Annotated in this window: 7 protein-coding genes; all 7 read right to left on the reverse strand. The window is 43.2% G+C overall.

Annotation, left to right across the window (positions count from 1 at the left end; translation table 11 throughout):
* Nucleotides 1-115: 115 nt before the first annotated feature.
* The 7 genes from CHB62_RS11035 to CHB62_RS11065 all read right to left on the reverse strand — a co-directional run bounded on the left by CHB62_RS11035 (nucleotide 116) and on the right by CHB62_RS11065 (nucleotide 18,660).
* Nucleotides 116-3,862 carry an endo-beta-N-acetylglucosaminidase gene (locus tag CHB62_RS11035; protein WP_089366895.1) on the reverse strand — a complete coding sequence of 1,249 codons (3,747 nt, stop codon included), beginning with the start codon at nucleotides 3,860-3,862 and terminating at the stop codon, nucleotides 116-118.
* 427 nt (nucleotides 3,863-4,289) lie between these two features.
* Nucleotides 4,290-7,319, reverse strand: coding sequence for a GEVED domain-containing protein (locus CHB62_RS11040; protein ID WP_089366896.1), 3,030 nt, complete (start codon nucleotides 7,317-7,319; stop codon nucleotides 4,290-4,292).
* Nucleotides 7,320-7,418: 99 nt separating this feature from the next.
* Nucleotides 7,419-9,251 carry a SusD/RagB family nutrient-binding outer membrane lipoprotein gene (locus CHB62_RS11045; RefSeq protein ID WP_089366897.1) on the reverse strand — a complete coding sequence of 611 codons (1,833 nt, stop codon included), beginning with the start codon at nucleotides 9,249-9,251 and terminating at the stop codon, nucleotides 7,419-7,421.
* 156 nt (nucleotides 9,252-9,407) lie between these two features.
* A complete protein-coding gene (locus CHB62_RS11050; RefSeq protein WP_089366898.1) occupies nucleotides 9,408-12,785 on the reverse strand; it encodes a SusC/RagA family TonB-linked outer membrane protein in 3,378 nt (1,125 codons plus the stop codon).
* A gap of 863 nt (nucleotides 12,786-13,648) precedes the next feature.
* Nucleotides 13,649-15,091: an RNA/DNA-binding domain-containing protein gene (locus tag CHB62_RS11055; protein WP_009010372.1), complete on the reverse strand. Its 1,443-nt coding sequence runs from the start codon at nucleotides 15,089-15,091 to the stop codon at nucleotides 13,649-13,651.
* 1,472 nt (nucleotides 15,092-16,563) lie between these two features.
* Entirely contained in the window at nucleotides 16,564-18,402 is a 1,839-nt protein-coding gene (locus tag CHB62_RS11060) for a hypothetical protein (RefSeq protein WP_089366899.1), read from the reverse strand.
* 24 nt (nucleotides 18,403-18,426) lie between these two features.
* Entirely contained in the window at nucleotides 18,427-18,660 is a 234-nt protein-coding gene (locus tag CHB62_RS11065) for an aminotransferase (RefSeq protein ID WP_240616280.1), read from the reverse strand.
* Nucleotides 18,661-19,546: the final 886 nt, after the last annotated feature.

Raw genomic sequence — 19,546 nt, forward strand, 5'->3', positions numbered from 1 at the left:
ATTATGCTATTTAACTATGCTTTCGGGTTTAAAGATTAGATGTTCTTAATAGATAAAAGGATAAAACAAAAAGTGCCAGAAGGAGATTAGCTCCTTCCAGCACTTAGAGAATTATTTACTTACAGATAAACTTAACTGTACGGAGGGTCTTACCGTCCTTCTTGACATTCACAACGTAAACGCCCTGAGCACCAAGATGGAGACGTACAGACTCTGCACCATTGACAGAAACAGCCTTACTTGCTACCATCTGACCATTGGTAGAGAATACCTGAACGAGGTAGTTACCTGGTGTCTCAACGTCGAAGAGGACATCACGATCGATAGCGTAAACCTTCATGTCAGCAGTCTCAGTGCCGTTGATACCTGTTGGATCAGCCTTCACCTTGATTACCTGGAAGGTACGAGTGTCAGAACCATGTGCGTTCTTCAATGTCAATGTAACCTCATAGTCACCTGCCTTAGCATACTTCAACTTAGCTGTACCAGCCATATCAGTACCATCCTGTGAAACGATAGTAGCCTTCTTAGCTGTCCACTCTGCTGTAGTCTTCACCTGGAAAGTACCAGAAACGAATGCGCTACCTGCGTCGTAAGTTGGAACGTCTGGAACAAGCGTTGTAACGCCTTCACCTTCACCAGCCTTCAATTCACCGTGAGCCAACTTAGCAGTACCCACCTTGCTTGCGAAGTAGTGACTTGCATCAGCGTCAGCCTCGAAGTCCCAGTAAGCCTTCAAACCAGCCTCATTAGCATCGGTAGACATCATTGTGTGAGCAGCCTCTGCTGCTGTGAGCGCCTTGTTGAAGAACTTAACATCATCAACAGTACCATTAATAGCAGCTGCTCCGGCACGACCAAGACTGATACCGAGGACATTATTATCCCACCAAGCATTGTTAGCAAAACCATCTGGATTAATACCATTGCCCTTATGACCATCGTATTCCCAATCGTGAGCTTTAGCAGCCTTACCATTGATATAAACCATCGGTTTGGTTGTAGTACCATTACCCTCCATAGCTAATACAAAGTGTGTCCAAGCACCTGGAACGAAGTCCACCTCCCAACGCTGCTTGTACTCCTTAGCACCACCAGCATTCTTCTCACGGAGTGTCACTTCATAAACACCTGTGTTAGGATCGTATGTAGTCCACATTGTACCCCAGTTGTTCTGTGGCCAACCTGTACCTGGGTCACGCATATCTACAATCTGAGTACCACCAGTGAAGCCATTGAACTTAACCCAGAATGCGAGTGACCATGCCATATTGTTCTTGCTTGTACTGTTGAAACCGAGCTCAGAAACTTTAACGCCTACTGGCTTCTCAAGAGTCTTGATACCTCTTGAACCAGAACCGTCAGCCTTCTTACCCTCGTACTGCATTGTTACCTCGCTGTTAGCAAGAACCTCGATAGAAGTCTCGCTGTTGTTAGCTGTGAGCTTGTTGATATGAGGAACAGCACCTACTGCATCAGAAGTAATCTGGATATAGTTAGCATATCTTACTTCCTTATTAACGCGCGCACCATTCTCATTAACTGCACCTGTAAGAACGAGATCGTAGAAGCCTGTCTGGCTCAAACCATTCTCAACCTTGATTTCATTAGCATTGTTGCTGGTTGCAACAGTTGCACCATTGTGCTCAATCTTCCAGTTACCTGCCTCGTGACGTGGGTCAACATAAGCGATAGTGAAAGCCTCGTTTGGCTTGATAACAGACTTGTCTGCCTTGATTTCGTCGCTATATTCATAGCTATTGAAGATTTCGTGATCCTCGCCCCAAGCGATAGCACTCTCCTTCTTCATATCGAGAGATACTGCAGATACACCGAACTTCACCTTGCCCTGACCCTTAAGGTCTACAGGAACAGAATAGAACATACCTGCCCATGAAGTAGTTACACCCATGAGGATTGGATCCTTACCCTCCTGCTTAGCCCAGAGTTTGAAGAGAGAAGTCTTCACATCTGTGTTGTAGCAAGGCTCGCCCTGACCCTTAGTGTTAGGCATGTTGAAGATAATCTTAGCGTCAACGCCATTCTTTGCAGCGTGCAACAAGGTTGTCTTTACATCGATTGGCTGTGCTGGAGCATCGAAGCTACCACGAACGATTGAGAACTCACCGAGATAGAGATTCAAGTCGGCAGCATTCTCCATCTTGAGCGCAACGAGTGCAAGTGTCTTACCGTTCAAAGTACCATCAACAGTGATAGTCTTCTCAACCCACTTGTCCTCATCAGCCTCATCAGTAGAAGCCAATACTGGATAAGCCTTCTCAGCGTTTACATTATCTTCTGTAGCGAATACCAAAGAAGCATCAGCCTTACCACCCTTAACCTTATAACGGAAGGTGATAACGTCGCCTGTCTTCAAAGCATACTTTGTCTTGAAGAGGTGGAGATACTCCTTAGAAGTAGAACCATGTACACGAACAGTAGAACCACCCATGTAAGCATCGTCCCATACAAACTCTGCATCAAGACCAGTTGCAGGAACATCAGCTGCGGTACGACCGAGCAACTTGCTTGCAAACCACCAACGCCATGTTGGCAAGTAATCCTGTACACCTACGTTAGCCCAAGGACGATCGTTCTTACGTACACCACCGTAGTTGAAGAACTTACCGTTACCGAGGTTGAAGTAAGTAATCAATGGCTCCTGTGTCAAGTCCCAAGACATAGAACTACGTGCGGTCATCATCGCTGACATACCAGCGAAGTCTGTGTTATCAGCATTGTAGTTCAAGCTGTTATTGATTTGGAGAGAGTTAACCGGGTTACGTGAACCACTTGAGAACCAACGCTCAGTACGCAACATATAAGTGCGCTGCTGTGTCTCTGGGTCACTACCCTTCTCACCACGACTCTCGAAGAACATGTTCTGTGAGTGAGCACCCCAAAGACCGATAGAGATTGGATAATTCTTCAACAAAGTCCAACGTGAACCGTATCTTGGCTCGCCACCCTGCATATTAATACCAGCGTAGAGGTCCAATGGGCTACGATCTATTTCCGCTGCCTTATCTACTGAACCCTGCAACAACCAATCTGAGTTCCAGTTGTAGTTGAAGAAGAGGTTAGCAGCCTCGCTGCCTTTTGCTCCAAAGAGGTTCTTGTTGTTATCGTTCAGACCTTTGTCAAAATCAATATTACCTCTCTCATTGGTACCATCATACCAAAGATTCTCATAGATTGGGTTGTAAGGCTTGATTGCCTTATTGAGGTTAACATGGAAATCTTTAAGAGCACGAACCAAACGACCACTACCGAAATAGTCAGAGAACTCAGAGTTATAGCCGAGACCATCGTAACCGAAGTAGTTCATGAAGTCAGCTGCATTCTGAACATTTGCTGTAGAGAGGTTGTTCAAAGTTGTTCTCCAGTCGCCCTTGAGACCACCCCAAGGAATACCAGCAACAGAAGATACAGGCACACCATTCTTATGTGCTGCGTCCAACAAAGCTGCAGGAATACGACCTAAACCACAGTTCCAGTCGCCCCAGTGTGTAACGTATGGCCACATTGAGAACACCTCAGAGTCGAAGACACCATCAGGGAGGGCGTTCTTACTTGGCACGTTCCATGGCAACCAAGCAAGGAGCTTCTTGTCGTTTGTCTCTGTAAGGTCTGTACGAACCTGTGTGTCCGTATAACGGAAACGCTGCTTTGGTTTTACACGAGAGATGAAGAAGTTATCATCGTCATTGATTTTAGGGTTCGACTTTGACCAGCTCTGCAGTTTGCCTGGGAACTGATGAGAGTCAAAGCCCCACTGAATGTAGTTGCTCTTAAGTTCCTGTGCCATCAAGGTTGATGGAATTAGGCAGCAACCAAAAAGAAGTAAATTAATTCTTCTCATAATTGATTTGGGTTTTAATGTTATTGAATAATTATAAATCTTATTACCGTTTAGATCTGCCTCCACTCGTTAGGAGAACAGACGTTGCCCGAGAACTGTATCCTTCGTTGGTACCGCTTAGTAGACTTTACCTGTCATTCGATAGCTTTATAGGTGTCAACTGTGCCTCACGTCTCTCATTTCCAATCGTCGTATTCATGCTCAGCACATCGTGTGCGAAGGCTTAACACCACTTGTGCGGATGCTCTGCACCATTAAAAAAGATGCTAAAGGAACATTCCACTGTTCATAAGACGAGGGTTGCACTACCCTAACAAAAGCCACGTTTTGTCGGACATTTTTATTATCAGAAAGCTTACCTACCAAACAATACAAGGCTACCCGACTCGATAGAATCAAGTCAGATAACCTCATTTTATATCACCTATTACTTAATCGTAATCTTTTGTGTACGGATAACATTGTTGTTCTGCATCTTAACGAGGTAAACACCTGCTGGCAACTCATTTGTATTGAAAGACTTTGGATTAACCAAACTCTTTACAGTCTGACCGTCAGTAGAGAATACCCATGCACGTTCAACATTCTCGAATACTACCTTACCGCCAACAACAGTGAGCTGTGAAGCACCACCTACGTTAGCAGAGATGATGTTAGTAGAACCACCCTCGAGCAACTCTGGCTCGTCAGCAACACCCTTATCATGGGTGTCAGCCTTAGCACCACGAGCAGCATTAGAACCAGTGATAGTCACCTTGAAGTCGATAGCGAAGCCCTTATTGAACTTACCAGTTGGTGTCAAACCACCCTGGAACCATGCGTCACAGAAGACAAGGCGGAGACGGCTCTGACCTGGCTTAGCATCTTCAGGAACCTTGAAGGTGTACTCATTCAACTGCTGTACCTGTGCAGGAACGCCCTTGCGAACCTGACCAAAGAATACTACGCACTCACCCTCGTTAGGATTCTCAGAGAGATTCTCTGGGTTGAACTGCTTGTCGCCATTGAAGTCCATCCAAGCCTTACCCATACAATAGCGGAGGTCGTCATTGCTCTGGTCCTTAATCTGAGTTGCTTCGTAGCCCTGAATCTTCACTTTCACAGTCGCACCCTGTGCCACTTCGAGCTCTTGACTCGTAGCATCCACATAGTTGGTCTCGTTACCTGCAGGACCCTCAGCAGTGTAGTCGATATTCTTAGAACCGCCCTCTGTCTGGAATTTCTTTACATAACGAATTCTCTTTGCTACGTCAGCACCAGCAGCAGCATTGTCGAGTTCAACTGTTCCGTAGCCCTCTTCCTGTGCCTCTGGGAGTTGAGACTGCTGAGCACGTGGCACAGCAATCCACTGTGTCTTTGAGTAAGTCTTAAGGTCAGTACTTACTGAGCGAACACCGATGAAAGGTTTGTCGTCAACACTTGTGAACTGGATGTTAGGAACGAGTGTAGCCCACTGTGATGTACGTCCTACCTCAGACACCTTACCATTCTCACCGTTCTTATAGAGAATCTCGAAGTGGTCGATATTTGCCTCATCGTTATAAACGGTTGGATTCTGTCCTGGGTCCTTATCAATTCCCCATACCGCCTTAACAGAAAGAGAATTCTTTGTTTCTTCCTTCACCTGAACGGTCAAATCCTTCACGTTAGCTGGTGTTGCTGTCACGTCGTCGTTGAGTTCGAGTTTACCAACAAGTACATTATAGTCAGCATCTGAATCCTTCACACGCAGACCGATACGCTCAATCTTCTGACCAGCAGTAATATCATTCAACTCAACCTTCTTCTCTGTCCAGTTTGCGTTCTCGGTGTTACCCAAAGCATAAGCCTTCCAAGCACCATTCACACGTACGATGAGAGAAAGTTTTGAGTCGTTATTGCCTTCTTTGCCAGTCTTGATAGCTACCTTAGCAACTACCTTACCCTTAGAAGGAGTGAGGTTAGTCTTGAAGAGAACAACGTCTGTAGCAGTCGCATTGTTGACACCCTTCAAGCGAAGTGCTGCACCACCTGTGTAAGCATCCTCATTAGTGAATGAAGGCTGTACGTCTGTGCTGGCTACTTCAGTCTCTGGCTTAACAACCATCCAACGATAAGTAGGAACGACATCTTGGCTACTCATGTTATACCATGAGCCTGCAGTCTTCTTACCCTTATAGTTATAGCGTTCGCCATTACCAGTGTTGAAGTGGGTAGCGAAAGGAAGGTTGCCAGAGATAGCTGTGCGCTCTGGAATCCAAGAAGCAAGACCAGCGAAGCTTGCCAATGGAGGATTACCTCCCTGTGCCTCAACCTCATTACCATAGTTCTTAATCTCTGGACGTGACAATGGGTTACGGTTACCACCAGAGAAAGCACGCTCAAGATACTCCTGATAGTTAGACATACGAGACATAGCGTCGCCACCAGTATTATAACTCCAGAAACGACTCTCTGCATGCTCACCCCATAAGCAGATACCACAACGGTTCGCATCAGTATTGTTAAGACTGTTCCAACGTCTGTTCATGCTTACAATCCATACACCAGCGTATAGACCATCAGCTGAGCCCATAGTACGTTCTGCCTCTCTTACAGACTCACCTATATTCCAACTGAAGTCGCTGCTGGCATAATTCAACATCACTTCGGAGATACGCTCATCGGGTTTCTGTCCCCACATGTAACTCGAATTATAAGGTGTCAGACTTTGGTTGGTAGTATAGTACATGATTTTGAAATCATTGAAACCTTCTTCCTTTGCTATCCTATAGAGTTCCTTGTGGAAAGCAATATTATTGGTTTCTCTATACTTGTTAGTGCTTTCCCAGTTATAGTTGATACCATCGAAACCAAGGAAGCGCATACAGTTGATGATAGGATGCGTATAGCGGAAGCTACCATCGCTATTACGAGTCATGATAAAGCTTGCCCAACTGTTAGCAGCTCCACCCGTTGTATGATCGAAGAACTTAATACCAGCGAAGATGCTTGTACCATTGCGGTGAGCAGCATCAGCCCATGAACCTGGTGCTTGGAAAAGTCCGTAGTTCCAGGCACCAAACAGGTTGGTATAGTTCCACATTGAGAAGTTATCGTTAGCAAATGTCTTTGAAGGATAGCCACCGAGGTTCTTTCCAGCACCACCAGGGATATTCATAAAGAGGTTACGATTCTCGTAAGTATCTTGGAGAAGACGGTCAGCACGTGACTCAATAGCACGCTTTCTGACGTGTGAGCGGATAAACTCTACCTCGTCTTTGATGCCCCATGCAGTAAGGTCGGCATCAGTAGGATATTTCTTGCCGTTATCAAGAAGTTCTGCAAAATGCTCAAGAAGGGTCTGATCGCCCAACTTTGACAGGTCGAACACCTGTGTTGAAGCTGTTGAAGAATATGTTTGTGCAGTCACACCGACAGGAGCCATAGCCATCATAGCTGCGATGATCCATGCACTAAGAGTAGATTTTTTATTCATATAATTTAGGTTTTGTAATTAGTACTTGATAGATTTATATCCCAGTAGAGTGACGTTTATACCACCCTACTGGGCTATTGTTTCAATTCAGAGTTTCATTTAGAAGTTTGAAGTGGTCTTATCCCAGAAGAGACGAGTTGCCATCTTGTCTGGACCGCCCAATGCTGGGATACCTGTGTTGTCAACATCCTGCTTTGTTGCGATGTCGCTTGTGCCAGGGAATGGCAGACGACGCATGATATCACCAGGAACTAAACTACCATCAGCCTCATCGATGTTCAATACTGGCAACATACGTGGGAAGCCTGTACGACGGAGGTCAACCCATGCCTCGAAGCCATTAGGATAAGTAGCGAGGTACTTCTGAGTGATAATCTTCTCGAGTTTTGTCTCTTGTGAGTCGCTGTCGTTCCACTTTACACCAACATGGATTGGTGAAGCAGCGTCAGGTGTATCACCTGTTGGATCCTTATAAACATAAGCTACTGGGTTCTCCTGTGCCATGTAGGTGTCAATCCAAGAGTCATACCAGTTTACATTCTGCTGTCCGTTAGGACTCTCACCGTCCATTGACTTCATCTCAGGATCCTCACAGTTACCATGACGGATACCCTCCTCATAGAAGTGCTGAGCCGAACCACCCATGTTCCAACCACGGAGTGCACCCTCTGCACGGAGGAAACAAACCTCAGCATACTTCATCAAATAAAGTGGTGCAGAGTTGAAGTACTGCTCGTTCAGCTTACTGAATGCGATGTACTGGTTCTCATCATATCCCTGACCTTCACCTGGATGTGTACCGGTACGGATACCACAGATACGGCTGTCAGCAGGTGTTGTCTCGCCAGTCTTATTGTTCTTAATAACGTTGTCGTTCTTCTTGAAGAGATATTTCAACCAAGGGTGATTAAAGGTCTTCAATGTGATTTCCATTGTTGCACTCATACGAGCATCACCCCAATTCTCAACGCCTGGCAATGGATGACTAAAGCCCATCACACCTGGACGGATTGAAACGCTCTGTGCCTCGTTCTCAATAACACCATCAGCAACAGCCTCTTCTGCCAATTTCTGTGCACGAACAGGGTCGCTCTTTACCATGTGCATAGCGATACGCAACTTCAATGAGTTGGCATAACGTGCCCATGCCTTCAACGTTCCGTCAGCAGCACCACCATCGGTCATGACAACGAAACGGTCAATAAACGCACTCTTAATCTTCTGCTTGTAGGCAGCTGGCTTCTGATCGAAGTAGTGGAAACAAGCAATGGCTGTGTCGAGGTTGGCAACAGCATCGTTGTAGACATCCTCAACCTTGTTATAGGTGTAAGGACCTACCTGCAAGTTAGTCTTCAACTCACGGTAAGGCATTGGACCATAAACGTCAGCTACCTCAACAGCCTGCTGGTTGAAGAGGGTCAAATAAGCTGCCTTCAACTCAGGAACAGCATTTACCTTCTCATTATTCAAGATAGGTACAAGTGAGGTTTTCATCTCTGTGAATGAACCCCATGCACCACCATAGCACTTCTGGTCGATAGCATATGACGATGCCAAACGAATCTTTGAATACTGGAAGAAAGTATGAGGAATAACCGTGTACTCAGCATAGTTGTCAACACCGAGAGAATACTGATACTGATAAGCATGTGCACCAGGGTTCTCACCGTTCTTACCACCACGCATAGAGAACTGTCCACCAACACCAGCATCGAGCAAGTCTTGCATTGCATTGAGTGCCTCATCTGCTGCTGCAGCGTCTGTAGCCTGACGGAAAGGAATCTGATCCACGTCACCACGGCTTGTCACCTTCTCAACATTCTTGGTTGTTGAGTTGAACTCATCACCAGGGTTGTCATAGTCAAGACATGACTGTAGACCCAGTGTTGGCAATGCCATCGCCATGAGTACGATTATATGTTTACTTTTCATTGTTGTTTATCTTTTGAATATTATTGTATTGTTTAAGCTTATTCGGAGCTAAAGATGTGTAGTAACGGTTTTGTTACGTGGGGAGCAAGACGTCAAACATTATATTTGTTTCTCACTCCCTTTCACGCTCTTCACTCCTTTCTCACTCCTTTTCTCTTAGAAGTTAGCCTTCAATGAGAAACCGAATGAACGTGAAGATGGCATATTGAAGCTCTCAAATGCGCCGAGACCATTCTGTGTAGACAGAGATACGTCTGGGTCTGTTGGTGCATCCTTATAGATGAAGAACAGGTTACGAGCGATGAATGAGAGGGTCAAGTTACGATTCATACCAAAGAGGTCACGGAAGGTGTAACCCAATGAAAGCTCACGAAGACGGAAGTTTGTTCCGTTGTAGAGATAGGTTGATGGGTTGCTTGATGCGCCCAATGCCTGATAATATGACTGGATAGGAACGATGCGACCGCTACCATCATTGAGTTCCATACCTGGTACGTTACCATAGTTGGTTGCAACGATGTTGTTACGCTCTGCGCTGAGACGAGCTGCCTCTGTACGCTCTGAAGCACCGATATAGTCAAGATATGACTCTGTCAATGAGAGTACCTTACCACCGATACGACCGTTGATGAGGAATGAAAGCTGGAACTCCTTATAGTTAAAGGTATTGGTCCAACCCATCTGCCACTTAGAGTTCATGTTACCGAGGAAGCGATCGTTTGAACCTGTCTTGTCGAATGTAGGCTCACCCTTAGCTGTCAAGACAATCTGACCATTTGCATCGCGCATGAAGTCGCCTGCATAGATGTCACCAATAGCACCACCCTTCTGGTAGATTACCTTTGCCTCACCTACAGTCTGCTGATACTTACGTGATGTTCCGTCCTTATCATAACCTGTCTCAAGAATCTTGTTGTCGTTGAATGAGAGGTTATAAGATGTACGCCAACGGAGGTCCTTACCGAACTTGAAGTCGTAGCCAACAGTTGTCTCGAAACCAGTGTTACGTACCTTTGCAGAGTTCAGCAACTCGGTGTTACCACCCAATGAGCCAAGCTCCATGTAGAGGTGACGAACGATGGTGTTATAGAAGGTGAAGTCGAAGCTCAAACGATTGTTCAAGAACAATGACTCGATACCTGTCTCGAATGAACCTGTCTCCTCTGGTACTGGTGAGAAGTCGAGCAACTTGTTACCTGACAATGCACCTGTCTGGAGGTTACGGCTCATCGCACCGTATGCCTTATTAGGGATAGAGTTACCTACTGATGAGTAAGAAACACGATATTTCAAGAAGTTAAACCAGTCTGGCAACTTCACCAACTGACTTACGATAGCATTGGCACCAACACCGAAGTAACCGTAGTTATCGGTATCTATCTTACCCAGCTGCTTGAAGTAACGGAATGGACGATACCAATCGCGACGATAAGAAGCATCGAAGTAAACGGTCTCTTTCCAACCTAACTGTGCTGTGAAGAGGTATGAGCGGTCCCAGTTTGAACTCTTTGAAGTACTTGTTACGCCATAGCCACCTGCGCTGGTCTCGAAGTAGTTAACCATTGTTGGGAGCTTACGCATAAGACGATCGTAGTAAGTTGCAACGGCATCTGTACCCTTCGTCTCGCCCTTGATGGTATGACCTACATAACCTGCTGTTGCTGATACTGAGTAGTCACCGAAGGTCTTGTTATATGACAAGAGGTAGTCGGTATAGAACTCTGTTGTCTTCTCGTCTGAATCCCAAAGACGACCGTAGTCTTCCATTGATGCAGGGAGGAAGGTAGTTGCATAGCGAGTTGCATGGTTCTTGAAACGAATCTGGCTGTAGTTGACACGTGCCTGGAAAGTCAAACCATCATAGATGTCAACATTTGCTTGCAAGGTACCGAAGAGGCGGCTCTCCTTCTGCTGACTGTTACCCATGTTGATCAGCCAGTATGGGTTGTTGTTAGGATGAGAGAGGTATGCCCACTCCTGCTGTGGACCAGTCAGAGTTGTGCGCTGACCAGCTGCCCAAGCAAAGTTTGAACCATTGAGTTTGTAATATGAACCTGGATTTGACAACCACTTACCCTCATCGTTCATGTAATGGTCACGATAGTAATCCATGTCGATGTTCTGAGGTGAGGTATAGAGATGGTAGAGAGGGTTACCTACCGTACCACCACCAGGACGATTCTTTGTCTTTGACTCAGTATAGTTCATCGATGCATCAATGTGCAAACGCTTGAAGAAGTTATAAGTCTGACGGAAGCTAATAGAGTTACGGTTGTATGAGTTGTTACGCATCATACCTATTGCATGGCTATTTGCCACTGACACATAGGTACGTGCTATCTCTGTACCACCAGAAAGTGAGATTGAGTTATTTGTTGTAACACCCGTACGGAAGAAGTTGTCTACATCGTTACCTGCATGGTTGCGGAGATAGACATTATGACGACGTGCCATGATTGGATTGCCACTTGCGTCTGTACCAATCTGCTCCTCTGGATAACCTACCCAACGCTCGTCTAATGGAGTGCGTACTACGAGGTCGTTGTCTGCACGGTCTGCGAGCTTACCGCCCCAGTTGTTCAATGACAATGCACCTGTTGTCTGGTCATAAGCTGCACCATAAGTCTTCTGAATCTTTGGTGTCAACAATGGAGAATCGAAAGTGATGTTTGAGGTTACGTTAATATCAACCTTACCCTCACGACCACGTTTGGTGGTAATCATCACAACACCATTGGCAGCACGTGAACCGTAAAGCGCAGCAGCGTTAGCACCCTTGAGGACATTGATTGACTCGATATCGTCTGGGTTGATCAATGACAATGGGTCAGAACCCTCAGAAGTTCCTGTTGAACCGAAACCCTCTGCGCCCATACCCTGCTGACCACGAATACCATTACTCATTGGTACACCGTCAACAACGATGAGTGGAGAACTGTTACCGAGGATAGAACGGTTACCACGAAGAACAATTTTTGAAGCACCACCAGCACCACCAGCACTTGGCGTAATAGTGATACCAGCTACCTTACCTTCGAGTGAGTTAGCAGCGTTAGGATCCTGCACCTTCATGAGGTCCTCTGCCTTCACCTGCTGTGTTGCATAGGTGAGAGACTTTTCCTTACGCATAATACCCATGGCGGTAACAACAACCTCGTTCATGGTGTTTGCCTCTTCCTTCAATGTCACGTCGATCGTACCCTTACCACCAACAGGGATGGTCTGTGCAGCATAACCGATGTAAGAGAAGACGAGCTTCGCGTTTGCAGTGGTATTGAGGGTATAGTTACCATCAATATCCGTTACTGTGCCATTAGTGGTACCCTCAACAAGGATAGTAGCACCAATGAGCGGTTCGCCGGTTGAGTCAACGACACGACCGGTCACTTTGTGATTACCATTCTGCTGTACTGCCTGTACTGCAGTGCTGGTGTTTGTACCTGCGTAGACACCTGTTGGTGCCAATGCTAATGATAGAGCAAAGGCAGCCGAGAAGTACAGATGCTTCTGCTTTGATTCTTTAAAGATTCTCATCAGGTTTAGGTTTTAAACTTTTATTTATTACTTTCCTAACTTTTTCTTGTTAATTGGGTCGATGTCAGTAGTCTGCTGCTGTCTCGTCCTTCTTTCTCTTAGAAGTCCTCAACGGCTTACTCCGCTACATCAGAAATCCTTGTTCGCTTGCTCCTATCTTATGTAAGAGGTCCTTGTGTGCTTACTCCTGTTAAACCTTTCCTTCGCTTTCGAATGAGTAGTACTCTTTACTTACTCCTTCTCTCTATTTGAAGTTTTCATCTGCTCACCCCCTATATATAATAAGGTGTAACCAATTTAGGTTTTCTTGTTCACTTCTTTTAGCTTTCTCCGAGCGATAACTGCCTAACTCACAGGGCCTACCTCCTTCGTCCTCACCTTCGCAAAGCCCTTATAAGCAGTCTATTATACCTCCCCTCAGTACTCGAACTATTAGATTGGTCTAATGACACCTATCTTTCAAACAACTTAAATACTTATAATACTTACATAAAATTTAATATTTAACATATATAAACATAGAGTGAACGGGTAGACAAGTAGACAAGTTGCTTGTATCAAAGACAAAGTAACATAGTAAGTGGACGAGTGAACAAGTAGACGAGTGAACAAGTTGCTTGCGAAAAAGACAGAGTAACAAGGTAAGTGGAGGAGTGAACGAGTTGCTTGTAATAAAGAAGAAATTTGTTCTCATGTTACCATGTCTACTTCACAAGCAACTCGTTCACTTGTCTACCTGAAAAGAAATTCGAAAACAGAATTTACATTTTGACTCTCACTAAGGGGGGGCAGATTAAGCTAAGTGGCTTTCTAAGATCTCAGCTGACTTAGTCATTTTTTCCATCAGTGACTAAGTTAAGTGACTAAGATAATACACTTATATACTTCTGATTCCTACTATTGGGTTTATCAGGTATTGTCATCTCAAGAAATCCACCTTTTATCAATGGGTCAATATAGCGACTTTTAGCATTGTTACGATGTTTTAGTCCCAAATGGGTTATAATTTCAGTAAGACTTTTAGGCTGTTGACACAAGGCAATAATCTCATTCATTACTTCTGCCGACTTAGTCACAGACTTAGTCACTTTTTCTCCATCAGTGACTAAGTTAAGTGACAAAGATGGCTGTATTGTCACCTCGAAAGCAGTTACTTTACCGACATTGAAGATAGGGTCTGGATTTCCATTCTCCCTTAGCATATTTTTTACACGCTGAATACCACGGTTAAACATATTAACATACTTCATACCACGCATAGCCTCTGCAATAATAGGATTACGATAATCATTTACCGTAGGGAAATTTTCTGGACGAGCCTCCCCATATAAGCCTCCAGCATTGAGAATCTCTATACGATTGCTAAATTGATAAATTCTTATAGGCATATTTGATTGATAATCACGATGCATACAAGCATTCATCAGTAGCTCTCTAAGTGCGAGTTCTGGGTAGTTAAACACAATCTGTTCTCGTAGCATACTCACAGGCATTGGACGTGAAGTTACAATAGCATCTTTTACAAAACTCTCCAACTTAGGTAGTATCGAACATAGACTTCCCCGCATCTGCCTTTCGTTAAGAATTTCGCTTCCTGTATCTTCTCCTGCGAAATGCACATACTGAACATAACAGCCATGAAGAAAGAAAGAGGCATTTATCCCAAAAAGCACAATGGCTGCATTCGTAGGACAGTCATGAACTATGTCATAAAGATGGATTGCTGCCAATTGCTCTTGCAAAGAGCGTTTATCCGTCTTAAGAATATCAGCATCTATTACCTGTGGAAGATATTCATATTTTATAAACTGAGTGTCAATATCCTTTAATGATGATCCAAAACAAGGAGTGGCATCAAAAGTAGCCATATAAGATGTTCTCTTCTCCAAAAGGACTCTTTCTTCTGACTCTGTTGCAATGTCCCGACGAGGTCCTATACGAATAAAGGTACGACCACGATATCGAACTGGTGGAACCAAAGCTGGTGAGACCTCTACGACAAGTAAATCGCCACCTTCAAGCTCAACCCTTTCTACTGACATAATCGGTAATGGTAAGATATTGCCATCAGAGCGAATCCCCGCTATTCGTTTCATCAAGGCATCATCAACTCTTAGTCCAGATAAAGTCCCATTGTCATAAGCACCCAAAATAAGATAACCTTTCTTTCGGGAATTTGGCAAATCGTTTGAAAAAGCACAAATAGCCTCCTGAAACTTATCCATATCACCTGTTGAACTCGTACGTTCTATTCTATAAGTCTCTGTGCTTTGCAAGAGTTCAAGAACTTCTTCTTTTATTACCATAACCTTTATTTATATTCTCATTGAACTTACCCATAGCATTCTTACTTAATGTAGGCTTTATAAATCATGATTTTCCACTTACTATACTCCAGTAAACTTGATAAAACTATCAAAAGTGGTTGTACTTATTTGAGCACCAATATAACATTATGCACTCTATGCAATCCATTTAAGTAGTTATATCCGAAGAATCATTTTTACTCTAAAAAGAATTAAATTAGAATTATCATTTCCATTTATAGAACATTCTGCCAAAAGTATTAACTACAAAATTAAGCATTTCATAATACAACTCCAAGAAAAATAGACATTATTGTGCCACAATAATACTTTTCTTATTCGTTAAGTAGTAGCAACTTTAAGATATACTTTATTTGATGACGTATAACATTAGATTAACAATTGAAAGACAGAATATTCATTTGATCAATCGAAGAAGACAGAATAATCAAGTTTTAAACAGAATAAACACATTTAGATTGAAAGAACTACAAATGACACGAATTGCAAATTAGAGAACATACACACTAAGACGAAATGTACACAATAAACAAATGTTTTTACAGGGGGATCGTGATTACTTCTCACCTCATGGGAATACTCACCTTTTAGTCTATTTTTTTCACAATCAGCTTTTGTAAAGGGCACAAATTACGTTCGAATTGTAAGTATTGCTGATAGCTATTGCTAATAGCTTGGGTAATAAACATTTTAATAAACCTTGCAAACAATTGCTTTGAAGCGAAATAGACCAAACATTAATAACACTCGCAAATATCCTCTGTTCCTCCACGCACCAACGGTGCCTCTGTGCCTAACGATTGCAACGATATAAAACCTCTGTGTTCTCCTTTGCTCTGTGTGACCTATCTTCAAAGTTCTAATCTCAAAAGGTATCACTCCATATTTCGGAAGAACCAGGAGAGGCTCTTCTACATTCAAGAACAGGCCCTTCTTGAGGCAAGAAGGGCGTAGTCTACAAGCAAGAAGGGCGTAGTCTTAAACGCTATACGTAATATCCTGGTTTTATGAAGGTTATAAAGTCGGTTATAGGGGATGTAATATCCTTGGTTAGCAGGCCATTAGCTCGAAGAGTTGTAATGAATTTTTATTATTCTATCATCCCTCATCTCTCCAAAGATTCAGCCCCAAGATTGTAGAAACGGTCCGCGCAATCTTTCTTTGTTTCTTCTGTTAATCAGTCTTCTCTTACCCTTCGTCTTACACTGTTATTCTGTGTCCTCATACCCTGTCGTCCCTGTCTTACACTGTTATTCTGTCTTCACTTATTCTGTCTACCTTTACCTTGTCTCCCCATGTGCACAGGTCTTTAAAACAAGAAACCCCACCACATGCGGATGTAAGTCCTACTGTGGTGGGGTTTATAGTGCCTTGCTTTTATGTGTATAAAAGCATAAACTGAACGTTCTTATTAGGCTTTAGATAAAGCCTTGATGCGTGATGCTATTGCCTTATTTGATGTTGGCAAATGGGGCAAAAGTATTATCTGAGCCAGTAGAAGATTCTTCTATGAATACAGGACGGATAGCCTTTGCTTGTCCCTTAGAGTTCTTTGAGAAGTTCCACTCAGTTGGACCAAAGAAGAAGTCCCAGTTCAGGGCAGCAGCTGTACTACTCATATACTGACCGTAAGCTCCTAAAGAATAAACCATATCTCTATATCCTATCTTAGCTGCTCCGTCTGAACGTCTACCTGTAATAGGTAAGAATAATCCCTTGTTAGCACGAACCAATGCTGTTACGTTTGTGTATTTGTCATATCTCTTTGCCTTTGTTGGGAAAGCTTTCTTTCTCTTATCAGCATCATTCGTACTATTGTTTGTAAAGAATGCACCATAGACTATCGTACCCTTATCGGTGTAGCAATATGCTGGGATGACATTAGCTACAGTGTAAAGCGACTTTAATTCTGTTTCGGTTGGCATACGATATTTTCTTTTATTGTTCCTTGTGTAATACCATGCGATATCACCATGCTTACCATCAGAACTTATTTTCTGAGAAATCTCGTTTTCTCCCCAAACATCTAATCCTGCGATACCCCTAAACGTAAGTGCATTCGCAATGGAACCAAAGCGGAAAAGATCAACATCATCTGTTGTTTGTTCTGGACCACTCTCAAACTGTGAAGACTGGAGTATACCACCAGAAGAAACCTCCTTGCGGTTAGAACCTAACATCACAGCACGGCGTGATATCCACCACTGTGCAGGCGCAATACCCCAATACTGTTGTCCATTCTCCTCATAGTGGATGAAATTACCAGTAGCCCATTGAATACCCTGTACCTCAACAAACGCCTTCTGCTGAGTATCTTCCATCTTCAATATATCTGAGCGATAGACTTTACCAGTCTCGAAATTGAGTGAGTCATATGACCTTTGTAAAACTTTTCCACCTACGTAGGCTGTTACAACAACATCAGTGTATGCACCAGGGATAAAGGCAACATAGGTATATTTACCATCTTTAGAGCTAAATTTCGTACCTGTTTTTGGTCGGAGGACGATGTTCATAACCTCGTCTTCTTCGTTGTTGTTAATATATTTTCCACTATCAAGGTCAAGGATGTCTGAACCTTTTACGTTTGAGATATAGATTGAATCGATGTTTTCAAGAGGACGATTGTTCTCGTCTGTGAAGCGTAATCCCCAGATGGTAACGATACGCTTTAGCTCACCAAGGCTTATGTCGACTTTCTTTCCTTCAACCTTCTTTGGCTTCTGCTTAGTCCATTGGAAGTCGAAACGCTCACCGATTGTCTCTGCAGTACCATCTTGCTCAGTAAGCTTTAACTCAACACGATCTTGTGTTTTGTTGCTTGCCTCATGGTAAAGACTACTTCTCTCTTCGGTTTCTGTAACAGGTGTAATGGTTCTGTTATTGCCTTGTGCAGCCTTACCAGGATAGAGGAAAGCAATCTCGCTATTAGTAGTGAGCGCAGCACTTGAAGCTATTTCACCATCAAAATTACTCTTACCACCTAAATTACTATTTGTTATATAGCTATAGTTAGCAGTATGAAGGTTATCACCACCAACTACGTAAGCTAAGATATCATCTTGTCTACCCCATTCAGACTTAATCTTATGGTCAGCATCTTCACTCAAAACACGTGTAGCAGGTTCCTGCTGCAGTGCGTTTGCACCATCAGCAACGAGGCTATAAGTATGGATAGTTGTATTCTCGGCTGTAGAGCTGTCTACATCGTCATGGCAGCTTGTTAGCAGTGGAGCTGCCATCAAGAAGCATGCTACAGGAAATAAGACATTCTTTTTCATTATCTTCATTTCTAATCGTTATAAATTAATTCTTTAGTAATCTTCTGGTGCATCAAGGAAATTTTGCTGCGTCTTAGAATGAGCAGTACCACTTGTGAATGGGTTTGGAGCAGATCCATTACCATTGCCGCCTGTTGGGTCACCACCCTCTACAGGGTCTGTTGTTGACCCACTAATCGTTAAGATGTGTGACTCAGCTTGTACATTAACAAACGTACAAACTGGCTGAAGATATGCCATCTTCGGTGTCGTTACATTACTTTTCATAACTTAATATCGTTTTTTTGTTTCGCCTAAAAATAGCTGTTACTTGTCTTAAATCTACTAATTTCGTAATAACAATCTACCTCTGATTAATTTCGAGGTGCAAAGTTAGTACTTTGTTCTGATATTAACAAATATTTATGCAATAAAGTTGTACAAGACTATTAATACCTGTTCATTATTGATAAATATCAATTGTAGGGGCTAACTTGACTATTACTCGCCGTTTGTCCTTGCTAAATCAGAGGGGAGCAATGGCGCATTAGTAGCAAAAACTATCGTAAGATATTTCGATGGAGATTAAGATTACTGTCGTTACTATCGCCTTTCATGGCTTATAATCGATTTATTCATACTGAGTTACAGCAGCTATTAAAAATGCAATCTCCCTAAAAATAGAATATAAAGAGCTACTAAGAGCGAAAGAAAAAACCCTCACAACCACTTTTCTTCGTTGGCTTCATTGCCCATGACAGCTAAACAGGACTGGCTCGGCAAACCCTTGAAAATCATACAGAAAACACCCACGGACAAGAAAGAATATCGTTTACACATATTAAAAAGTTGTAATTATTCTATTGTTTTGTTTATCTTTTTTCGTACCTTTGCAGACGGTTTTGCTATTTTTAGCATGCTTAGAAATCAAGGAGTGACCCTAAAGCGGATGGGGCAGAAAGGATAAAAGGTAGTTAAGCAACAAGTGGTTGCGCTTACTATAAATGTACGATTAAATTTTAATACGATATTATTATGTTTCAAAAAAACGAAGACGCTCAGATGTGTGGAGTATCAGCCGCAGAGTCAACCAGCAAGTGCAAAATTACAAAACGTGTTTAAAGAACTCACACTTTGGAGTAGAAAAGTTTAATTTTTCTCTTGGTCTTTCGTT

Source organism: Prevotella jejuni (genome assembly GCF_900187995.1).
Classification (GTDB): Bacteria; Bacteroidota; Bacteroidia; order Bacteroidales; family Bacteroidaceae; genus Prevotella; species Prevotella jejuni.